At 72.0% G+C, this 18,649-nt stretch carries 20 protein-coding genes; 7 read left to right on the top strand and 13 right to left on the bottom strand.

Annotation, left to right across the window (positions count from 1 at the left end; all coding sequences use genetic code 11):
* The first annotated feature begins 24 nt into the window (after nucleotides 1–24).
* On the top strand, nucleotides 25–894 hold the full coding sequence (locus tag Pta02_RS38815; protein WP_239131559.1) for a GNAT family N-acetyltransferase: 870 nt from the start codon (nucleotides 25–27) through the stop codon (nucleotides 892–894).
* A 28-nt stretch (nucleotides 895–922) separates the two neighbouring features.
* On the opposite strand, the gene Pta02_RS38810 is transcribed toward Pta02_RS38815, so the two are convergent.
* From Pta02_RS38810 to Pta02_RS38780, 7 genes are all read right to left on the bottom strand, one after another.
* Nucleotides 923–1,417, bottom strand: a complete 495-nt coding sequence (locus Pta02_RS38810; protein ID WP_203880037.1) for a hypothetical protein — start codon at nucleotides 1,415–1,417, stop codon at nucleotides 923–925.
* Entirely contained in the window at nucleotides 1,414–2,886 is a 1,473-nt protein-coding gene (locus Pta02_RS38805; RefSeq protein ID WP_203880036.1) for an ATP-binding protein, read from the bottom strand. The genes Pta02_RS38810 and Pta02_RS38805 overlap by 4 nt, the downstream gene beginning before the upstream one ends.
* 7 nt (nucleotides 2,887–2,893) lie before the next feature.
* On the bottom strand, nucleotides 2,894–3,568 hold the full coding sequence (locus Pta02_RS38800) for a response regulator (RefSeq protein ID WP_203880035.1): 675 nt from the start codon (nucleotides 3,566–3,568) through the stop codon (nucleotides 2,894–2,896).
* A 221-nt stretch (nucleotides 3,569–3,789) separates the two neighbouring features.
* On the bottom strand, nucleotides 3,790–6,384 hold the full coding sequence (rph, locus tag Pta02_RS38795; protein ID WP_239131558.1) for a rifamycin-inactivating phosphotransferase: 2,595 nt from the start codon (nucleotides 6,382–6,384) through the stop codon (nucleotides 3,790–3,792).
* Between the two features lie 157 nt (nucleotides 6,385–6,541).
* Nucleotides 6,542–6,754: a hypothetical protein gene (locus tag Pta02_RS38790; protein ID WP_203880033.1), complete on the bottom strand. Its 213-nt coding sequence runs from the start codon at nucleotides 6,752–6,754 to the stop codon at nucleotides 6,542–6,544.
* Nucleotides 6,755–6,990: 236 nt separating this feature from the next.
* Nucleotides 6,991–7,851, bottom strand: coding sequence for an alpha/beta hydrolase (locus tag Pta02_RS38785; protein ID WP_203880032.1), 861 nt, complete (start codon nucleotides 7,849–7,851; stop codon nucleotides 6,991–6,993).
* 10 nt (nucleotides 7,852–7,861) lie between these two features.
* A complete protein-coding gene (locus Pta02_RS38780) occupies nucleotides 7,862–8,563 on the bottom strand; it encodes an alpha/beta fold hydrolase (protein ID WP_203880031.1) in 702 nt (233 codons plus the stop codon).
* Here Pta02_RS38780 and Pta02_RS38775 point away from each other — a divergent pair.
* Together Pta02_RS38775 and Pta02_RS38770 are read left to right on the top strand one after the other, a co-directional pair.
* A complete protein-coding gene (locus Pta02_RS38775) occupies nucleotides 8,549–8,764 on the top strand; it encodes a hypothetical protein (RefSeq protein ID WP_203880030.1) in 216 nt (71 codons plus the stop codon). The genes Pta02_RS38780 and Pta02_RS38775 overlap by 15 nt on opposite strands.
* A 67-nt stretch (nucleotides 8,765–8,831) precedes the next feature.
* Nucleotides 8,832–9,518: an alpha/beta fold hydrolase gene (locus tag Pta02_RS38770; protein ID WP_239131557.1), complete on the top strand. Its 687-nt coding sequence runs from the start codon at nucleotides 8,832–8,834 to the stop codon at nucleotides 9,516–9,518.
* Between the two features lie 71 nt (nucleotides 9,519–9,589).
* On the opposite strand, the gene Pta02_RS38765 is transcribed toward Pta02_RS38770, so the two are convergent.
* The 3 genes from Pta02_RS38765 to Pta02_RS38755 form a co-directional block, all read right to left on the bottom strand.
* Nucleotides 9,590–9,979, bottom strand: coding sequence for a KxYKxGKxW signal peptide domain-containing protein (locus tag Pta02_RS38765; RefSeq protein ID WP_203880029.1), 390 nt, complete (start codon nucleotides 9,977–9,979; stop codon nucleotides 9,590–9,592).
* Nucleotides 9,980–10,065: 86 nt separating this feature from the next.
* Nucleotides 10,066–12,087: an ATP-binding protein gene (locus Pta02_RS38760; RefSeq protein WP_203880028.1), complete on the bottom strand. Its 2,022-nt coding sequence runs from the start codon at nucleotides 12,085–12,087 to the stop codon at nucleotides 10,066–10,068.
* A 169-nt stretch (nucleotides 12,088–12,256) separates the two neighbouring features.
* A complete protein-coding gene (locus Pta02_RS38755; protein WP_203880027.1) occupies nucleotides 12,257–13,201 on the bottom strand; it encodes an acyltransferase domain-containing protein in 945 nt (314 codons plus the stop codon).
* A gap of 136 nt (nucleotides 13,202–13,337) precedes the next feature.
* Between Pta02_RS38755 and Pta02_RS38750 the strand changes: the two genes are divergently transcribed.
* Nucleotides 13,338–13,703 carry a GvpU-like protein gene (locus tag Pta02_RS38750; protein ID WP_203880026.1) on the top strand — a complete coding sequence of 122 codons (366 nt, stop codon included), beginning with the start codon at nucleotides 13,338–13,340 and terminating at the stop codon, nucleotides 13,701–13,703.
* Here Pta02_RS38750 and Pta02_RS38745 read toward each other — a convergent pair.
* Nucleotides 13,682–14,101, bottom strand: a complete 420-nt coding sequence (locus Pta02_RS38745) for a hypothetical protein (RefSeq protein WP_203880025.1) — start codon at nucleotides 14,099–14,101, stop codon at nucleotides 13,682–13,684. The two genes, Pta02_RS38750 and Pta02_RS38745, sit on opposite strands and share 22 nt — an antisense overlap.
* A 156-nt stretch (nucleotides 14,102–14,257) precedes the next feature.
* On the opposite strand from Pta02_RS38745, the gene Pta02_RS38740 reads away from it, so the two are divergent.
* Nucleotides 14,258–15,478, top strand: a complete 1,221-nt coding sequence (locus Pta02_RS38740) for a cytochrome P450 (protein ID WP_203880024.1) — start codon at nucleotides 14,258–14,260, stop codon at nucleotides 15,476–15,478.
* Between the two features lie 36 nt (nucleotides 15,479–15,514).
* Here Pta02_RS38740 and Pta02_RS38735 read toward each other — a convergent pair whose 3' ends face one another.
* Both Pta02_RS38735 and Pta02_RS38730 read right to left on the bottom strand, forming a co-directional pair.
* Nucleotides 15,515–15,658 (bottom strand): hypothetical protein, encoded by a 144-nt coding sequence (locus tag Pta02_RS38735; RefSeq protein ID WP_203880023.1) that lies wholly within the window; start codon nucleotides 15,656–15,658, stop codon nucleotides 15,515–15,517.
* Nucleotides 15,659–16,253: 595 nt separating this feature from the next.
* A complete protein-coding gene (locus tag Pta02_RS38730) occupies nucleotides 16,254–16,532 on the bottom strand; it encodes a hypothetical protein (protein WP_203880022.1) in 279 nt (92 codons plus the stop codon).
* Nucleotides 16,533–16,760: 228 nt separating this feature from the next.
* Here Pta02_RS38730 and Pta02_RS38725 point away from each other — a divergent pair, with 228 nt between their 5' ends.
* Both Pta02_RS38725 and Pta02_RS38720 read left to right on the top strand, forming a co-directional pair.
* A complete protein-coding gene (locus Pta02_RS38725; protein ID WP_203880021.1) occupies nucleotides 16,761–17,726 on the top strand; it encodes an AraC family transcriptional regulator in 966 nt (321 codons plus the stop codon).
* Nucleotides 17,727–18,042: 316 nt separating this feature from the next.
* Nucleotides 18,043–18,649 (top strand): GAF and ANTAR domain-containing protein (locus Pta02_RS38720; RefSeq protein ID WP_203880020.1); only part of this gene is annotated, 607 nt, incomplete at its 3' end.

The following is an 18,649-nucleotide window of genomic DNA, read 5'->3' as shown; positions in this document are numbered from 1 at the left end:
GGCGGGATGGTGTGTGATCGGGGGATGGTGATCGAGATGGGCAGGCCCGGGCCCGGCGGGCTCGGCGACGTGGTGCGGGTGCTGGAGGAGTGGCAGGGCGACGAGGCGCCCCTGCAGTTGCATCCGGGGGATGTGGGGTGGTTCTGGCGGTTCGGTACGCAGCGGACGGCGGATGCCGTGCGGACCTGGAGCCGGGCCGGAGAGATCCTGGCGGTCGGGCTGCTGGACGGTGCGCAGTTGCTGCGGCTGGCGTTCGCGCCGCAGGCGTGGCGGGATGAGGAACTGGCGCGGCGGGTGGCCGAGGACGCGTCGGCGCCCGAGCGCGGTGTGCTGCCCGCGGGCACGGCCTACGTCGAGGCGCCGGTGGGGACGCCGGTGCGGGAGGTGTTGTCCGAGGGCGGCTGGAACAGCGGCGAGTCGTGGACGCCGCTCCGGCGTGACCTCGGCGCGCCGGTGCCGGACCCCGGCGTTCGCGTCGAGGTGATCGGACCGGACCTGGCGCACGAGTGGGCCGCGGTCCTGCGGGCGTCGTTCGACCGCTCGACGTTCACCGAGGAGCGCTGGCGGGCGATGGCGGCAGGGACGCCGTACGCCGGTGCGCGGTGCCTGCTCGCCCGCGACGAGCGGGACCGGGCGGTGGCGGTCGTGACGGTGTGGTCGGCGGGTGAGGGCAGGCCGGGGCTGATCGAGCCGATGGGGGTGCACCGGGAGCACCGCGGTCACGGCTACGGCCGGGCGGTCACGATCGCCGCGGCGCGCACGCTCCGGGAGTCGGGGTCCTCCAGCGTGATCGTGTGCTGCCCGAGCTCCAACGTCGGCGGCGTCGCCACCTACCGGTCGGCCGGCATGGAGCCGTTGCCCGAGAGGCTCGACCTGTACCGCGACGCCTCCTGAGGCTTTCCGGTCCGGGGCGCGGCGGTCGTCAGCGGCGGCCCGGGCAGTCGCGGGGATCGACGTCCCGCCGGGCACCGACGACGGTGACCCGGGTGAGGCTCCGCGGCGCCGTGGCGGCGGCCGTGCACACGATCTGCCCGAGGGCCAGCGCGGACAGTCCGCCGGCCGGAGCGGACGGGGTCACCACCACGTGGCCGGCCGGCTCGACGGTCACCGCGAACGGGCCGGCTCCGGACGGGACGTCGGTGGTGAATCCGTCCGCCCGCTCCCTCGGCGTGGGCCCGGCCGCCAGCAGCGCGAGCGTGTCCGCCGGGAACAGCAGCGGCCGATCACCGGGCCGTGTCACCGCGCGCAGCCGGCCCTTCTTCACCAGATAGACGGTGATCGTCGCGGCCGGTGCGACGGCTCCGCTCGGCGGGCCGCCGCCGGTGATGACGTCGCTGGGCTGCACGCCGCAACCGGCTGCGGCGATGAGGGACACGAGGCCCGCGGCGAGCACGCGGCGGGTGAGCCCGGTCCTCACTCGGAGCCTCCGTCCGGATCGTGTGCCCGCCGTGGCAGGCGCAGCGTGAACACCGCGCCGCCCTCCGGGGCGTTGGCCACGGTGAGGTCGCCCCGGTGCAGGCGCGCGTTCTCCCGCGCGATGGCCAGGCCCAGGCCGCTGCCCTCGGACCTGGCCCTGGCCGCGCTGGCCTTGTAGAACCGCTCGAACACGTGCGGCAGCACCGCCTCGTCCAATCCCGGTCCGTGGTCGCGGACCTCCAGGGTGATCCGGTGCGAGTCGGCGCGAAGCCGTACCGACACCGGTGGCTCGCCGTGCCGCAGGGCGTTGCCGACCAGGTTGGCGAGGATGACGTCCACCCGGCGCGGGTCCAGCCGTGCCGTCACCGCGTCCGGCAGCTCGGTGCGCACCTGCTGCGACCAGCCCCGGGCCCGCAGGGTGGCACGCACCAGCTCGGCCACGTCGACCTCGTTCAGCGCCAGGGCCGCCACGCCGGAGTCGAACCTGCTGATCTCGATCAGGTCGTTCACCAGGACGGTGAGGCTGAGGGTCTCCTGGCTGACCAGCCTGGCGGCCCGGCCGGCGGGCTCGGGCAGCCCGGCCGCCTCCTCGTCCAGGACGTCGGCGACCGCGGCGAGCGCGGCCAACGGGGTGCGCAGCTCATGTGACACATCGGCCACGAACCGGCGGGCGTCGGCCTCCATCTCGCGCAGCTGCCTGACGTGCCGTTCCAGCTCCGCGGCGGTGTCGTTGAACGTGCGTGCCACCTCGGCCAGCTCGTCGGAGCCGCGCACCTCGATCCTGGTGCGCAGCTCACCCTCGCCCAGCAGGCGGGCCGCCCGGCCGAGCTCGCGCACCGGGCGCAGCACGCCGCGGGTGGCCAGCGACGCCAGGACGACCGCGAAGGCCAGGGCCGCCCCGCCGGTGAGCCAGGCGCGTGCGGCGAGCCCGTCGATGCTGTGCTGTTCGGGACTCAGGTCGCGCGCGAGGTAGACCTCGATGCCGGAGGCCCGCGTGGTCCGGTCCGGCTCGGTGATCAGCAACGGCGTGCCGATGATCAGGATGGGCTCGCCCCGCCACACCACGCGTTGCCAGGCGATCTCGCCCTCGGCCACCGCCCGCCGCAGCCCCGCGGGAATCAGCCCGGGATCCAGGAACGCCACGTTCCCGCCCGGCCGCCAACGCCCCGGCGGCGGGCCGACCGGCGAGTGCGCCTCACGGTAGAGGGCGACCGCGGAGCTGTACTGGTCGGTCACCGCGCCGGCGATTTCACCGAGCTCGGCCGGGCCCGGCGCCGGATTCCGCAGCGGGTAGAGCGTCTGCAGGCGGCTGGTCATCGCCTGCACCGCGGCGTCCTGGGTCCGCTGCAGGATGGCGGTACGGGCCTGGACGTAGATCCCGCCGGCCACCGCCGCCGCGGTGACCACGCACAGCAGCGCGAAGGCGGACGACAGCCGGGCACGCAGCCCCAGGCTCGGCCGAGGTGTCACCGGCGGCTCACACCGGCCCGAACCGGTAGCCGAACCCGCGCACCGTCTGCACGTAGACGGGCGCGGCCGAGTCGTCCTCGATCTTCGCCCGCAACCGCTGCACGCACGCGTCCACCAGACGCGAGTCGCCGAAGTAGTCGTGCTCCCACACCGACTCCAGCAACTGCTGGCGGCTGTGCACCCGGCCCGGTGTGCCGGACAGCTCAAGCAGCAGGCGCAGCTCGGTCGGGGCCAGGCCCACCGGCACGCCGCGCCTGGAGACCACCAGGGCGGCCCGATCGATGGTCAGCTCCCCGTGCCGCTCCAGCTCCGCCTGCTCGCGGCCGATCCGCCGGAGCACCGCGCGGATGCGCGCCTCCAGCACCCGGGGCCGCACCGGCTTGACCACGTAGTCGTCGGCGCCCGCCTCCAGCCCGGCCACCACGTCGATGTCGTCGCCGCGCGCGGTCAGCATGATGATCGGCACCTCCCCGGCGGCCCGGATGCGGCGGCAGACCTCGAACCCGTCCATGCCGGGCAACATCAGATCGAGCACGACGACGTCGGGAAGGTCCGTGCGCAGCCGCTCCAGCCCCTGTTCTCCGGACTCCACCGCGCGCACCCCGTGCCCGTGCCGGCTCAGGGCCAGCTCCAGGCCCTCCCGCACGGCCGGGTCGTCCTCGATCAGCAACACCCGCGACACGCCGCCGAGTTTCACCGCACGCCCCCCGTAGCCCGTCCGCCGGTCAACCTCATCCACTGTCGGCCGGTCATGTCCCCGCCCCGTCCGCGCCGTGTCATGGTCGTGTCACGGCCTCGCCGACGGAGAGGCCGTGACATGCGGCGGACAACGCACGCATATCCGGCGCCAATCGTAGTTGGTCATGAACGGGCCGCACGGGGGCCTTCCCGGTGAGCGGTCACTCACGGCAGAAGCTCGACGTACCCGCCGCTTCCGTGCACGCGGATCCGCTGCCCGTCGGGGATCAGCCGGGTGGCGTCCACCACGCTGACGACAGCCGGCAGGCCGTACTCCCGTGCGATCACCGCACCGTGGGTCATCAATCCTCCGACCTCCGTCACCAGGCCTGAGACGGCGACGAACAGGGGAGTCCAGCTCGGGTCCGTGTGGGCCGTGACGAGGATGTCGCCCGGTTCGAGATCGGCCCGGGCCATGTCCAGGATGACGCGGGCCCTGCCCTCGACGGTCCCGGCGGAGACCGGCAGGCCGATCAGGGCGCCGGCCGGCACGTCGTCGCGCCGGTAGGTCCCGGTGACGGCCTCGCCGTCGGAGGTGAGCACCCGGGGCGGCGTGAGCGCCCGGTAGGACCGGAACGCGTCCTCGCGCCGCCGGATGAGCCGCTCGTCCACCCGGCCGGTGCGCACGACGTCGTGGAACTCCTGGAAGGTGAGGTAGAAGACGTCCTCCTCGTCTCGGAGCACGCCGGCCCGCACGAGGCGCCCGGCCTCCTGCAGCAAGGCCTGCTTGTAGAGGAAGTAGCGGCTGACGATGTCGTACTTCGGGTACTCCCGGTAGCCGATGAAGGTCCTGACCCGGTCGATCATCCGCTTGGTCTCCTCGGCCCTGTGCTCCCCGTCCGGCAGGGCCCGCAGGCGTTCGAGCACCTCCTGCTCCTTCTTGCGCGCCTTCTGCCGTCCCTGCTCGAAGCGCCGCCCGGCGGCGCCCGGCTCGAAGTTCCTGACGTTGTCGAGGATCACGGGCACGAGCGTGGCGGGGCGCTCACGCCAGCGCGGCCTCGTGATGTCGATCTCGCCGACGCAGCGCATGCCGTACCGGTCGAGATAGGCCTCGATGGCGTGGCGCGCCTCGGTGCCGCCGGCGAACTTCGGCAGCTCGTCCAGGAAGCCGTCGTCCTCGACGCCCTGGAGGAACGCCACCACCTCCGGATGCGGGCGGATCACGTCGGCGACGTCGAGCAGCGCCAGTCCCATCTGCGAGGTGACGTTGCCGGGGGCGGACAGCGTGAGGACATCGGCCGCGTCCTTCTCGCCCAGCCATTCCTGCAGCCGGTCGTTGAGCCACCAGGTGGCCTCCATCCCCGCCATGATCGCCCGCATGTTCGACGGATCACCGAGAACCCGCTTGTGCTCCCGGAACGCCTCCAGCAGGAAGTCGAACAGCGCCGGTCCGCTCTTCGTCCCGATGTCGCGCCGCAGGGCGGCGATGGAGGCCCGGCTGCGCTCGACCAGCTCGGTGACGACGGCCGGATCCGTCTCGATCGGGGCGGGCGGGCCGCCGGCCGGGGGCCCGCCGGGAGCGCCGTCCGGGAGCACCGGGACGAAGTCGCCGCGCTCGAGGACGGTCTCCAGCGCGTCCCTGGTCAGCGGATCGGACCTGCCCACCATCTCCAGGAAGGCGGCGCGGCTCGCCGGCGCGGCCAGGTGCCGGGTGGCGTCGACGAACAGCCTCCCGCCGGCCTCGTGCATCGGCGCCAGGGCCGTCAGCTGCCACATGGACAGCCCCAGCGGCTTCATGGGGTCGGTCATCATCTGCTGGTGACCGACCGACAGGTAGAGGTGGTTCTCCCGGTCACCGGCCGCGGGGACGGGGACGGGGAACAGCGTCGTGATCGGCCGGCTCTGCACGATCTGGAAGTCGTCGCCGGCCAGGCACCATTCGATGTCCTGCGGGCGGCCGAAATGCGCCTCGATCCGCCGCCCGAGCTGTACGAGCCGCACGACCTGCGCATCCGTCAGCGCCGGCTGCTCCTGCCGCCGCGGGTCGATGGCCACTTCCCGCGTCCCGCCGGCCGGCAGCGGTTGGACGGCACGTTGTTTGGCGGCGATCACCCCGGTGACCTCGCCCTCGCGCACCTTGAAGACGTCCGGGTTCACCAGCCCGGAGACCAGGGCCTCGCCGAGGCCGAAGCCGGCCTCCACGGTGGCGACCTTCCGGTTGCCCGTGACGGGGTCGGCCGTGAACAGGATGCCGGCCGCATCCGGGAAGACCATCCGCTGCACGACCACGGCCATGTGGACCCTGCGGTGGTCGAAGCCGTTGCGCAGGCGGTAGGTCACGGCCCGCTCGGTGAACAGCGACGCCCAGCACCGGCTCAGGTGCTTGAGGATTTCCGCAGGCCCCACGACGTTCAGGTAGGTGTCCTGCTGGCCCGCGAAGGAGGCCGTCGGCATGTCCTCCGCCGTCGCGCTGGATCGTACGGCGCAGCCGGCTCGCTCGCCGAGCCGGGCGAGCGCGCGGGTGACCTCCGCCGCCAGGTCGCCCGGGACGGCGATCCCCTCGACGGTCCGGCGGATCTCCGCGCTGAGCGCGTGGATCGCCGCCCGGTCGTCGGGGTTCAGTCGCGAGAGCCGATCGAGCCGATCGTCGAGCGACGGCGCCTGCGCCATGATCCGCCGGTAGGCGGCCGTCGTCACGCAGAAGCCGGCCGGCACGCCGATGCCCTCGATCCGGGACAGCGCGCCCAGATGCGCGGCCTTGCCGCCGACGACCGAGACCTGCGTCCCGTCGGCCTCTTGAAGATCCAGAACGTACTGCACACCCACGTCGTGCCCCCGTCTCCCTCGTCGGTGCCGATGCCCGGCCGCCGATTCTGCGCCAGGACCCGGGTCTTGCCGCAAGCCCCCCTGTCGGCTGTACGTTGGAACCGGCGGGGAGGGGGGTCTCCCCGCCTTCGCTTTCGGTGCGGCCGTCCGGTCACACGGCCACGTCGGCCGGATCCCCCGCGGTGAGCCAGCGGAGGCTCTCACGGAGAGCGCGCGGGCCGGCGGCGAGTTCCCGCTCGATGTCTTCCCGATTCTCCCGGAAGTGCTGCCAGCCTTCGTAGTGGACGGGCAGGACGGTCCGCTGAGCGGGGGCCCGTGCCGGCAGGGCGCGTCCGGCGTCGTCGAGGTTGTCGCCGTGGTGCACGTGCGTGAGCAGGACGGCGTCGACGGCGGGGCCGGTCAGCTTGCGGGAGGAGGTGCTCCAGCCGAAGGAGGGAGTAGGTGCGGCCGGGGGGATCGAAGGTCGGGTCGGTGAGCAGCCGCCGGCCGCCGAACTCGATGAGGACCGTGGGCCCGCCGATGTGGGTGAACCGGACCTTCGTCATGGGGACTCTCCTGCGGGGGCGGCGCCGGTTGCCGCCCGGCGCGGGTTCACTTCGATCATGCGAGGTTCCCATCCCGGGGCCGGCCCGCGGAGGTCCGCCTCCGCGGGCCGGCCCCGGGATGGCAGGAGTGCTCCAGGGCCCAGGCGAGGGCGTGGTCGGCGATCTCCTCCCAGCCGTCCTGTGCGGGCATCAGGTGGGAGCGGCCGGAGTACTCGACCACTTCGGTGATCGTCTTGGGCGACTTGTAGTGTGCGGCGTTGGAGCGCTGGATCTTGGGCGGCATGAGGTTGTCGTTCTCGCCGGCGATGAACAGCAGCGGCTTGCGGGAGTCGTTGCGGTGGTCGACCCAGTTGTCGTCCTTGCCGGGGTGGATGTCGGCCAGGGCGCTGCCCCAGAAGATGTTGCCGGAGGCGGGGATGTGGTAGCGCTCGTAGGCGGCGCGGGCCTGCTCCTCGGGGAAGGTGTTGGTGAAGGCGTAGCGCCAGTGCTCGTAGTCCAGGCCGACCGCCCGGTGGCGGTTGGCGGGGTTGCTGAGCACGGGGAAGGTGGCCTTGATCTGCGACAGTGGGATGATCTTCACCCCTTCGGTGGGCGCGGAGTTGATCGCCGCCCCCGCGGCGCCGTAGCCGTGGTCGAGCAGGATCTGGGTGAACACGCCTCCGGCGGAGTGGCCCATGATGATCGGCGGGGTGTCCAGGCCGCCGATCAGCGTCTCCAGCGACTGGATGATCTGCGGGACGGTGACCCGCTCGATCGGGGCGGGGTCGGCGTTGAGCGCCTCGACCTCGACCTCGAAGCCGGGGCAGGCCGGGGCCAGGACCCGGTATCCCCGGGCCCGATAGCGGGTGATCCAGTGTTCCCGGCTGCGGGGCGTGACCCAGAAGCCGTGGATCAGGACGATCGTGTCGGGTTTCATGTCGGACTCCTCATCGGGTGGCGGCGTAGGCGGACAGGACGACCGCGGCGGCGGCGTCCGGGTGGGACATCATGACGACGTGGGAGGAGTGGATCTCCCTGACCGTGCTGCCGGCGCGCTTGGCGATGAACCGCTGGGCGGCCGGCGGGATCACCTTGTCCTGGGTGGGGATCAGGTACCAGGACGGGATCGTCTTCCAGGCCGGATCGCCGCTGCCGTCGGACAGGCCGGTGACGCTGCCGGGCCGCTGGGTGGCGGCCATCAGCCGGGTCTTGTACGCGGGCAGGTCGGCGGCGAAGACCTCGCGGAACCTCTCGGCCACGATGTAGCCGTCGGTCCCGCCGGGCGTGCCGTCGGGCAGCTCGTACTCGCGGGCCAGCAGCGCGTGGCCCAGTTCGCTGCCGGGGAACTGCTCGGCCAGCTTCAGCGCGCTCTCACCCTTGCCGGGCGCGAAGGCGCCCAGGTAGACCAGCGCCTTGACGTTGTCGTGGCCGCGGGCGGCGTTGGTGATGACGATGCCGCCGTAGGAGTGGCCGACGAGGATGACCGGCCCGGTGACGGTGTCCAGGACGCTGGAGACGTAGGCGGCGTCCCCGGCCACGTCGCGCAGCGGGTTGGCCGGTGCGATCACCGGGAACCCGGCCGCCTGCAACCGCGCGATCATGTCGTTGAAGCCGGAGGCGTCGGCGAAGGCGCCGTGCACGAGGACCACGGTCGGCTTCTCGGCCGCGGCCGCGGCGGCGGTGGCGGCCGAGGCGGGGGCGACGGCGGCGCCTCCTGGCCCATCGCCCTCCTGCTGGTGGCCTGCGGGGCGGTCATGGGCATCGCCGTCCTGCTCACCCCGCAGACCCGGCTCCGCAGCCTGACCGAGACCGCAGGCAGAGCGTCGGTCCCCGCGGGTGCAGTCATCTGACCGATCGCCGGTGAACCGCGCGGATCTAGCGTCGAGACCACCGACACCGACCCTGAAAGGTCACGACATGCCCTACGTGAGCACCGCCGACGGCACGCAGATCTTCTACAAGGACTGGGGCAGCGGCCGGCCCGTCGTGTTCAGCCACGGCTGGCCGCTGAACGCCGACGCGTGGGACAACCAGCTCCATCTGGCCGCCTCCCACGGCTTGCGCGCCATCGCCCACGACCGGCGCGGTCACGGCCGATCCGGCCAGCCCTGGCACGGCAACGACATGGACACCTACGCCGACGACCTGGCCACCCTGCTCTCAAGACCGACGCCAACCCCGCAGGCCTGCCCATCGAGGTCTTCGACGCCATCCGGGCCGGGGTCGCGGCCGACCGTTCCCGGTTCTACGAAGGAGCTGGCCGTCCCCTTCTACGGCTTCAACCGCGAGGGCGCGCAACCGTCCCAGGGCGTGATCGACGCCTTCTGGCTGTGGAGCATGCAGGCCGGGGTCAAGGGCGCGCTCGACTACGTCAAGGCCTTCTCCGAGACCGACTTCACCCACGACCTTCAGAACATCGACGTACCGACCCTGGTCGTCCACGGGGACGACGACCAGATCATGCCCATCGGCGCCAGCGCCCCGAGGAGCGCCGAACTCCTCAAGGACGCCACGCTCAAGGTCTACCCCGGCGCGCCGCACGGCCTGAGCGGCGCCTTCGAGCAGGCCTTCAACGACGACCTGCTCTCCTTCGTCACGAGCTGACGGCCCTGGACGGCCGTGTGCCGGACGGCCTCGGGGCCGTCCGGCACACGTGGATCGCGTGATCGGGCGGGTCAGCTGAACTCGCCGTCGCTTCGGAGCCGCAGGGTCACGAAGGTGTCGCGGACACCGTTGTTGGTGGCGCACAGCTCGTAGCTGCCCTGGCCGAGGAAGGTGCCCAGTGAAGTGCGGCCCTCGGCGGCGAAGATGTTCACCAGGCCGGGCGAGCCGGCGACGACCCAGGTGGTGCCGGACTTGCGCAGCTTGAACTTGGCTCCGTCGCGGGAGGCGGTGCCGTCCCCGCGCACCTGGTAGTTGGCGAGCTGGGCGATGCAGTACTGCTCGCCGGGCACCAGGTTCCTGCTGCGGTAGGTGTCGGCGTGGGCGGCGCCCGAGGCGGTGACCAGCAGTGTTCCGGCGGCCGCGGCGGTCAGGACGGCGGCGGCGTAGCGGCGAATCTTCATGGTCTCGTTCCTTTGATTTCCGGTGGATCGCTCTGACTCCATGAAGGTAGGCCGAAGCCGTATCCGCTTTTGAGACCACTTCGCGCTCAGTTCCCGCCCATTGGCTGTCCGCCGCGCGAATCCAGCTCCCGCTGCCACAACAGCTCGGTGAAGCGGGCCTCACCTGCCGCCAGATGCCGCCGGAAGGTGCTCATCGGCAGCCCGAGCAGCTCGGCCGCGTCCGCCTGGGTGCTGGCGGGATGCAGGAACGTGTGGTGCAACGCCCGGTAGGCGCGCCGGTCGCGGGGCGAGGCCTCCATGCGCGCGGCCGTCTCCTGGAGGATGTCGCGCAGCGCGCGCTGCGCTCCGGCGGGATCGCCGGCCTCTCCTGCCGCGGCGTTCACCATGGTCGAGCCGAGCAACGCCGAGTCGCGCAGTCCGTCGGCCCTGCCGTACGACCGCAGCGCGGCCTTCACCGCCTCGGCGAACTCCTGCTCGCCCAGTACGGCGACGGGCCCGCCGGTGAGGGCGTCGCGCTCGGCGAGCACGCAGATCCACGCCAGCGGCGGCACCGTGCGCCAGTCGTGGCCGAACACCGCGAAGTGACGCCCGCCGACCTGGAAGTCCGCCTCCGGCATGCGGTGGAAGTCCAGGTAGGCGCAGGCCTCCTGCCAGGGTTCGGCCTCGGCGAAGGTCAGCAGCGTCACCTCGGGTGAGGGCGAGGTCAGGTAGGACCGGCACAGATGGGTGGTGATGAACATGTGCGTCGGCGACGGCCTCTGGTGGGTCTGCCCGTCCATCCAGAAGCGCACCATCCGCACCTCGCCGGCGTCGGGCAGGCCCGCCATGGCCGGGTCCGCCACCTGTCGTTCGGCGACGATCAGCTGGTAGAAGCCGACCGCCTCGCCCGAGGGCGTGCGCACCACCGTCGCCGACGACGGTTGCCGGTGCAGCCACAGCTCACACAACCGGGCGGACTCCTCGCCCTCGTGCTTGCGCACCCAGGAGACGATCGTGTCCAGTTCCGCCGTGGTGGGGCGGCCGGTGGTCAGATCGGCGGTCCCGGGCACCTCGGACACGAACGGCCCCAGCACCGAGGTGTCGCGGTGCAGGTAGACGAAATCCAGCAGGATGCTCTGCCGGGCGACCGGAGCGGCCCCGGCGAACTGCTGGCGGTAGTAGGCGGCGGCCCGGTGCCGGATCTGTGCGCACCCGTCCGGATCGCGCCATCGCAGCTCGGCCTCCAGCGCCTCGCGGGCCAGGTCGTGCGGGGACAGGCCGCGGGAGCCGTACTCCACGATGGACAGATCGCGCAGCCAGGCGAACAGCTCTCCGGCGTCGGGCAGATCCAGCAACGCGGCCAGCAGCGGCTCGGTGGTGGCCAGGACCAGCGCGCACGCCTCCAGCGCCTGATGGTGCAGCGGGCTGGGCACCGTGTCGACGAAGCTCTTCAGCAGCGCGGCCATGACCTCGTGCGTGGCGCCCGCCGAGAACCTGCGCTGCGCCGACACGTCGGCGACCAGGGCCAGCGCCAGGGGATGGCCGTGGGTGAACTCCAGCGCCGGCCGGCGTTCCTCCTCCGGTACGCCGCGCAGCCCGAGCAACGCGCAACCCTCGTGGTAGCTCAGGTTGCCCAGCGCCACGACACCGACCAGCTCCCGCCATCCCGCATCGACCCGCCACACCGGGGAGGGCCGCTCCCGCCCGGCCAGGACCACGATCGCGTCGGCGCCCAGCGCGGGAATCAGCTCGCGGCGCAACCACGGCTCCAGCGGGACGAGCAGTTCGGCCGTGTCCACCAGCAGGACCAGCCCCGGCACGTCGCCCAGGCACGCCAGGGGGTTGCCGGTGAGGCCGAGGCTCTCGGCGAGCGCGCGGGTCACCGCCTCCGGGCCGGGCGCCAGCTCGTGGCCGTCGAGCCAGACGACACGGCGTCCGGCCGTGCGGGCCAGCCAGGCGTACTGGTGCAGCAGCGCCGTCTTGCCGACCCCGCCGGCCCCGTGCACGAGCAGGATCTGGCCCGCCGCCGCCGGGTCGAGCAGGTCCCGGAAGGCGGCCAGCTCGTGTTCCCGGCCGACGAAACTGCGCCGCCGCGCGGAGTCCAGCCGGTCGGCCAACCGTATTGACATGACGCCTCACCCACCACGGGGCCCCCGAGCTGAAGTGTCCACGACCGGGACCGGCCGGTCCAGCCCCCCGGAAACCCCCCATCGGTCCCTTAGACCAATCGTGCCCCCGACCCGCCGGCCGGAGGAAGGCGCCCCGCGGATCGAACCGCCGCCGACACGTCGGGTGTGACTAGATCGGGAAGTGGCCGCGGCGCCAGTACCAGTGGCGGCCGGTCTTCAGGTGGTCGATGATCGCGCGCTGGAGGGCGGTGCGGCGCGGCAGCTGGTCGAGCGGGGTGCTCAGGGTGCGGAACACGAACCGCAGCACCTCGACGTCGGCGTCCAGCCCTTCCGGCTCCTGGTACGGCTCCAGCTCGAACCTCCGCTGGAACCGGATGATGTTGGAGTCCTCGGGCAGGTACTCCAGCAGCTGCGGGTCGAGCAGCCACGAGCCGCAGGAGAACGCCGTGTGGCGCTCGCCGGGAAAGTGGCGCGGGAAGAACGCGCGGGCCTCGTCGAGCGATTCCTCGATCGCCTGCGGGGTCATCGGCCCCGTCTCGGGGATGTGCAGGCCGATGGCGGTCTCGCCGCGCTGGTACTGCAGCCGGCCCAGCTCGTAGACGGCGCCGCGCGCGTGCAGCGTCAGCCAGCTCTGCATGACCGGCCAGCCCTCGCCGTGCATCCGCCGGTCGACGGCGAGGTTGCGGCCCAGGTCCGCCAGGGTCGCCCATGACACGGCATCGGTGATGCCGTGGTCGCGGTGGTATCCCGTGACGACGTCGAGCAGGGCCAGGTAGGCGTACACGTAGAGGTGCCGCCAGGCGGGGCCTCGTCCGCGCGGCAGTTCCGGGCCGGGCGGCAGCCAGTCATGGCCCCCGAGGTCGGCGCGGACCAGGGCGATCGAGCGGTCGAGCAGCCAGCGCAGTTCCGGGGTCCACAGCGGCGAGCCGGGGTCGGGCCAGCCCGCCATGATCTCGGCGGCGTCGTCCGGTGGCACTGCGAGCCGGTCGAGGATCGCGGGTGCGTCGGCCTTGGCGGGCAGCGGGGCCGACGGGCGCTCACCGGCGAGCCGGTGCACGCGCTCGACGTCCTCGACGGGTACCCCGAGCCGGGCGGCGGTCTCGTCCAGATCCACGCGGACGATCTTACCGGCCGGCGGGGTCACCCCTCCAGGGGCGGTTCGAAGCGTGCGGCACCTGTGGCATCGGCTTCGGAGAACGCATTGACGTAGCTATACGGATTCTATCGGTCGCACTGCGTAATCTAGCTCCATGACAAAACCGGATGTAGCACTCCAGAGCCTCGTGGATGTCATCACCCATACTCAGGCCAGTATCAGCATCACCGTGACGGCCAACGGCGTACCCATCACCGGGATGCTCATCTCCGCGGAGGAGTTCGCCACCAACGTCGCCCAGCAGATAGGCCGGGCGCACGACTTCGCGGCCGAGGATGTCAAGGGGTTCAACCTTCTCTTCGAGCACCTGGGTGAGGCCGCTCGCGGAGAATTCCTGCACCTGCGGGATGCGCATCTGATCACGAGTGCTGAGACCCCTCATGGGGAAGGCGGCTGGTGGCGCATCCGGATCGCCGACGTCGGCGGGTGGTCCTGCAGTCAGGTGTCCACATCGGGGTAGTCTGCCACCGTCTGTCCGTCGGCTGCCTGCGGTCGCAGGACCGCCGCGACGGCCTGTGCGAGTTCTCCCGGCTCGGCCAGATGGGGCAGGGCAAGAGGCTCGATGCGGTCGTCGAGCGGGTTCTGCGCTCTGAAGATCATCCAGTACCAGTCGCCGGCGGAGCCCTCGGCGTCCGTGAGTTGATCCGGTGGTCTGGTGCGCCAGATGACGCACACCTCGAGGTAGCCGGACCGGTGTGCTTGCTCCTGCGCGAGGTCGACGACGGAGTAGTCCCAATCTTCATCGCGGTCTGTCCGGCAGACGCCGACGCCGACGGCGTTCAGGGCCTGCTCGACGGCGCTGAAGTAGGCGTCGGAGGGCCACCCGTCAGGGCGCTGCCAGGGGGAGATCTGCGGCATGGCGGCTGCTCCTTTTCCGTCGTCTCCCACGCTATTGCCCGGCGATCACGGCGAGCACGCCGGCCGGCCGCGCCTGTTGACGGCGGGTACGGGGCTGCGTACGGTCCGCATGGGCCCGTTTCGCGGGCACGCCGGACCGGAGAGAAGGGGGTTGCCATGACCGCCGCACCGGAACCGGGGGAGTCGTGGCCGGACATCGTGCCGGGTCCGCTGGGCACGCCGTCGCCGGAGCTGGCCCGCCGCCGCGAGTCGGGCCCGCTGGCGCCGGCCGCCATGCCCAGCGGCGACCGCGTGCCGGTGGCCGTCGGCTATGAGGACGTCCGCGCGTTGCTGGCCTCGCCCGCCTCCAGCCGCAATCTGCGCCTGCCGGGGCTGCCGCGGCTGGTGAGCGGCATCGGCATCGACGACGACCCGGACGCGTTGATCAACCAGGACCCGCCGGAGCACACCCGCTATCGGCGGATCATGCACGGGACCTTCACCCCGCGCCGCGTCGAGCCGTGGCGGCCCCGCATCGCGCGGATCGCCCATGATCTCCTCGACGGCCTGGGCGGGGACTTCGATCTGGTGCAGGGGTATGCGCTTCAGCTGCCGGGTCAGGTCATCTGCGAGCTGCTGGGTGTGCCGGTGGAGCACCACGAGCGGTTCATCCAGTGGACGGACATGTTCCTGACCACCTCGGCCGCCACCGAGCAGGCGCGCTATCAGGGCTACACCGAGTTCATGGCCTACGCCGCCGAGCTGATCGCCCGGCATCGCGCCGCGCCCGGCGAGGACCTGGTCGACCTGCTCATCCAGGCCAGGGACGAGGACGACCGGCTGTCGGAGGGTGAGCTGGTCAACACCGTCTTCTCGCTCATCACCGCAGGTCATGAGACGACGGCCTCGATGATCGCCCGGGGTGTCCTGCGGTTGTTCCTGCACCGCGAACAGTGGGACGAGCTGGTCGAGGATCCTGCCCTGGCGGCCACCGCGATCGAGGAGATCCTGCGTTTCGACGGGCCGCCCGCCAGCGCCTTCATGCGCCGGATCACCCAGGACATCGACATTCCCGGTGGCTCGTTGCGCGCCGGGACGGTCGTCATGCCGGACATCAACGCGGCCAACCACGATCCGCGGGCGTTCGCCGATCCCGGCCGGTTCGACATCCACCGCTTCACCGGCCACCCGCCCAACCCGCACGTGGCCTTCGGGTACGGCCCGCACCGCTGCCTGGCCGCCAGCCTGGCCAGGGTCGAGCTGACCGAGGCGATCAGGGCGCTGGTCACCCGGCATCCCGGTCTGCGGCCGGCCGTTGCGCTGGAAGAGGTGACCTGGACCGACGGCCTGGTGCACCGGCCGGTCGCGCTGCCCGTCACCGCGGACCCGGCACCCTGAGGCCCGGCGGCGCTTCGCTCCTGTGCGGGGACGCGCTCACGGGCGGAGGCTGTTGGCCTCGGTGATGGCGGCGGTCGCCTGCACGGCGGCGTGTGAGCGCAGCGGAGCGGAAAGCCCGACGGCGGCGCGCAGGACGTCGACGACGGCCAGGTGGGCCAGGCGGCTGCTGGAGGCGGCCATCTGAAACCCCAGGTCCGGGCCTCCGGCTACCAGGAGCGCATGGGCGCGGTCGGCCAGCGGTGACGCCGGCGTGGCAGCCGATCGTGGTGAGGCGGTAGGCGGCGTCGGCGGCGGGCGGCGCCGAGGTTCCCACACCGAGGACGAGGACGCGTGAGGCGGTCGTCAGCAGCTGGACGGCCCTGCCGAGGTGGGCGGGGTCGAGGGTGGCGCACACTGAGCGGATGCTGTCGGCATGGCTGGTGAGCACCGTGGCGCACACCTCGTCGAGCGAGGACCTGGAGCGCGAAGCACGATCAGGCGGTGGCCGACGACGTGGCCAGCGCCGCCCACCGGGCCCGCAATCAGAACCCGCCCACCCACGTCGAGAGCGCCACCATACGCTTCCCCACCCCGGGGTGGATACCGTCGCCGGCCGCGATGGTCAACGGGGTGCCTGAGGCGCCAATCCCGCGGTGACCGTGGATCACAAGGTCGCGGATGGGCCCCGTCCCGGGCCGGACAGCACCAGCAGGGCCAGCAGACGCCGCAGCTGCCCGGGGATGCGGCGCACGCGAAACAGGGTCGTTGCGCTCGTGGCCGCCTTGGGTGGGGTCGTTCATCGCATTGACCCGCTGTCGTGCGGTCCGGTTGTGGTGGCCCGCTGAGCCTGGCGTTCGGCGGTCGCGTCGATATTGGCCTGCAGGCGCCGGCGTTGCTCGCTGAGACGGCGGTGGATCTCGCACGCCATGGCGCAGACGCGCCGGCCATCGGCCCGGATCTCCTCGCCCTCACGCTTGACCTCCGCCGCGGTCGCCAGCAACTGCTGCAGCCGAGGCGAGATCTGCGCCGGGGTGGTCTTCGGTGAACCCGCCATGTCGTGCTCAGCCCTGATCACCGACGAGCATGCTGCACCACCTCACCAGTGTTGCCTTGTCGCTTCCCAGCTTCGCTTCAGCGGCCGGGCGATGCAGTGCGGCAGGCGAAGACCTGTGCTCGGCCTGTGCGATATACGAAACCGGCAAGTCGCGGAAGGGCCACGATGATGTCCGCCGATCACTCGCTGGTCCGGTGCTCTCGGCGTACGGTGAAATTATCGGCTTCACCCGTCCGGCTGGGGCATCCCATGCAGACACTTCACTTCGACAGCGCGGACCTCGAACTCACCGAGGAGTTCCTGAGCAAGGCCTACACGCCCATGCGGATCGGCGGCCGGGCCGAGAGCACCCGGGGGCAGGTCTGGCGCCACGCCACGGGATCCACCAGCATCGACCTGCTCGACTTCGACTACGACATGAGCCACAACGCCCAGCCGATCGGCAAGTACTGCCTGGGCAACGTGCACGCCGGTACCATCGTGCGGCAGTACTTCCCCGAGGGGACGCAAGGCACGTTCGGCCCCGGGGACGTCTTCATGTACGCCCCGCACGACCGCCCCTACGCCGGTGTCATCCAGGGTGCCCGCTACAACCTCATCATGTTCGATCCCCTGCTGCTGGCCCAGGTGGCCGCCGCCGTCCCCGGCCGCAAGCCCGGCGAGCTGCGGCTGACCGGGGATCGGCCGGTCTCTGCGGCCGCCGCCCGGCATCTGCGCCGCACCATCGCCTACCTGCACGAGCAGGTGCTGGCCGACCCGGTGATCTGCGACGCGCCGCTGGTCGCCTCCACCGCCTCCCAGCTGCTGGCCGTCAGCGTGCTCAACACCTTCCCCAACAACGCGCTGAGCGATGCGCTGCCCGGCGAGCAGGGCGACGGCCATCCGGACGCGCTGCGGCGCGCGATCGCCTTCATCGACGCCTACGCCGGCACCGACATCACCGCCGTCGACATCGCCACCGCCGCCCGGGTGAGCCTGCGGGCCCTGCAGTACGCCTTCCGCCGCCATCTGGACACCACCCCGATGGGCTACCTGCGCCAGGTCCGCCTCTCATGCGCCCACGCCGACCTGCTGGCGGCCGATCCCACCGGCGGCGCCACGGTCACTGCGATCGCCGCCCGCTGGGGCTTCTTCCAGACCGGCCGGTTCTCCGCCGCCTACCGGGCCGCCTACGGCCGATTCCCGACGCAGACCCTGGCCCAGCGCCCCTTGTGAGGGGTGCGCCCGTCACTCGGCCGGCCGCAACAGCTGCGCGACGATACCGGCGTCCCTGCGGAAGGGGTGCGCAAGGAGAGGGCGGCCAGGGTCTCGTTCCCGCGGCATGGGTGACAAGGCCTCTGGCAACAAGACCGGCACCATGAGGTGGCCGCCGCATCGGGGGTGGCATCCGGTCGCGGCGCCAGACCCGCGATCCCGGGCGGGAGGGCCCGCCTCTCGCGCAGGTGAGGAGGCGCCGGTATGGGCCCGACCGACGAACCCCCCCTCGAGATATGACCCACCCGGCACCGGCGATGGCCTGGATGACGGCTTCTTGCAGGAACTCACCGCGGCGCTGCTGGCCACCAGTGGCATCGAGGCGGCCTTGAACGAGTTGGCCACAGCCGCCTCGCGCATCACTCCGGGTGCGCCGATGGCCGGGCTGACGCTACGGCTGGGCGGCCGGGTCCGCACGGTCGCCTCCTCCGAGGCCACCGCGCTGCTGGTCGATGAGATCCAGTACGGCAACGGCATCGACGGCGGCCCGTGTCCGCAGGCCATCGACACCGGGCTGGTGGTACAGGTGGACGATCTGGCCACCGAACACCGCTGGGGCGACTACTCCACCCTGCTGCCGGCCCACGGGCTGCGCAGCATCTACTCCCACCCGCTGCGGGCCGGCGAGCAGGCGATCGGCGCGTTGAATACGTACGCCCCCAGCACGGCCGAGACCGCGTTCGGCCCGGCCGCCCGCCAGACCATCGCCCAAGTGGCCGAACACACCGGATTGTTGCTGCACGCCGTGGTGCAGGCGGCCCAGCATGTGGAGATCACCGGCCAGTTTCGGCAGGCGCTCGCCCAGCGCTCGATCATCGACCAGGCCATCGGGATCTTGATGGGCCAGCGCCGATGCAGCGCCGATCAGGCGTTCGCCCTCATCT

The sequence above is a fragment of the Paraplanobispora takensis genome, assembly GCF_016863195.1.
Lineage (GTDB): Bacteria > Actinomycetota > Actinomycetes > Streptosporangiales > Streptosporangiaceae > Planobispora > Planobispora takensis.
The sequence above is the reverse complement of the archived record's forward strand: the minus strand, read 5'-3'. Positions and strand labels throughout refer to the sequence as shown.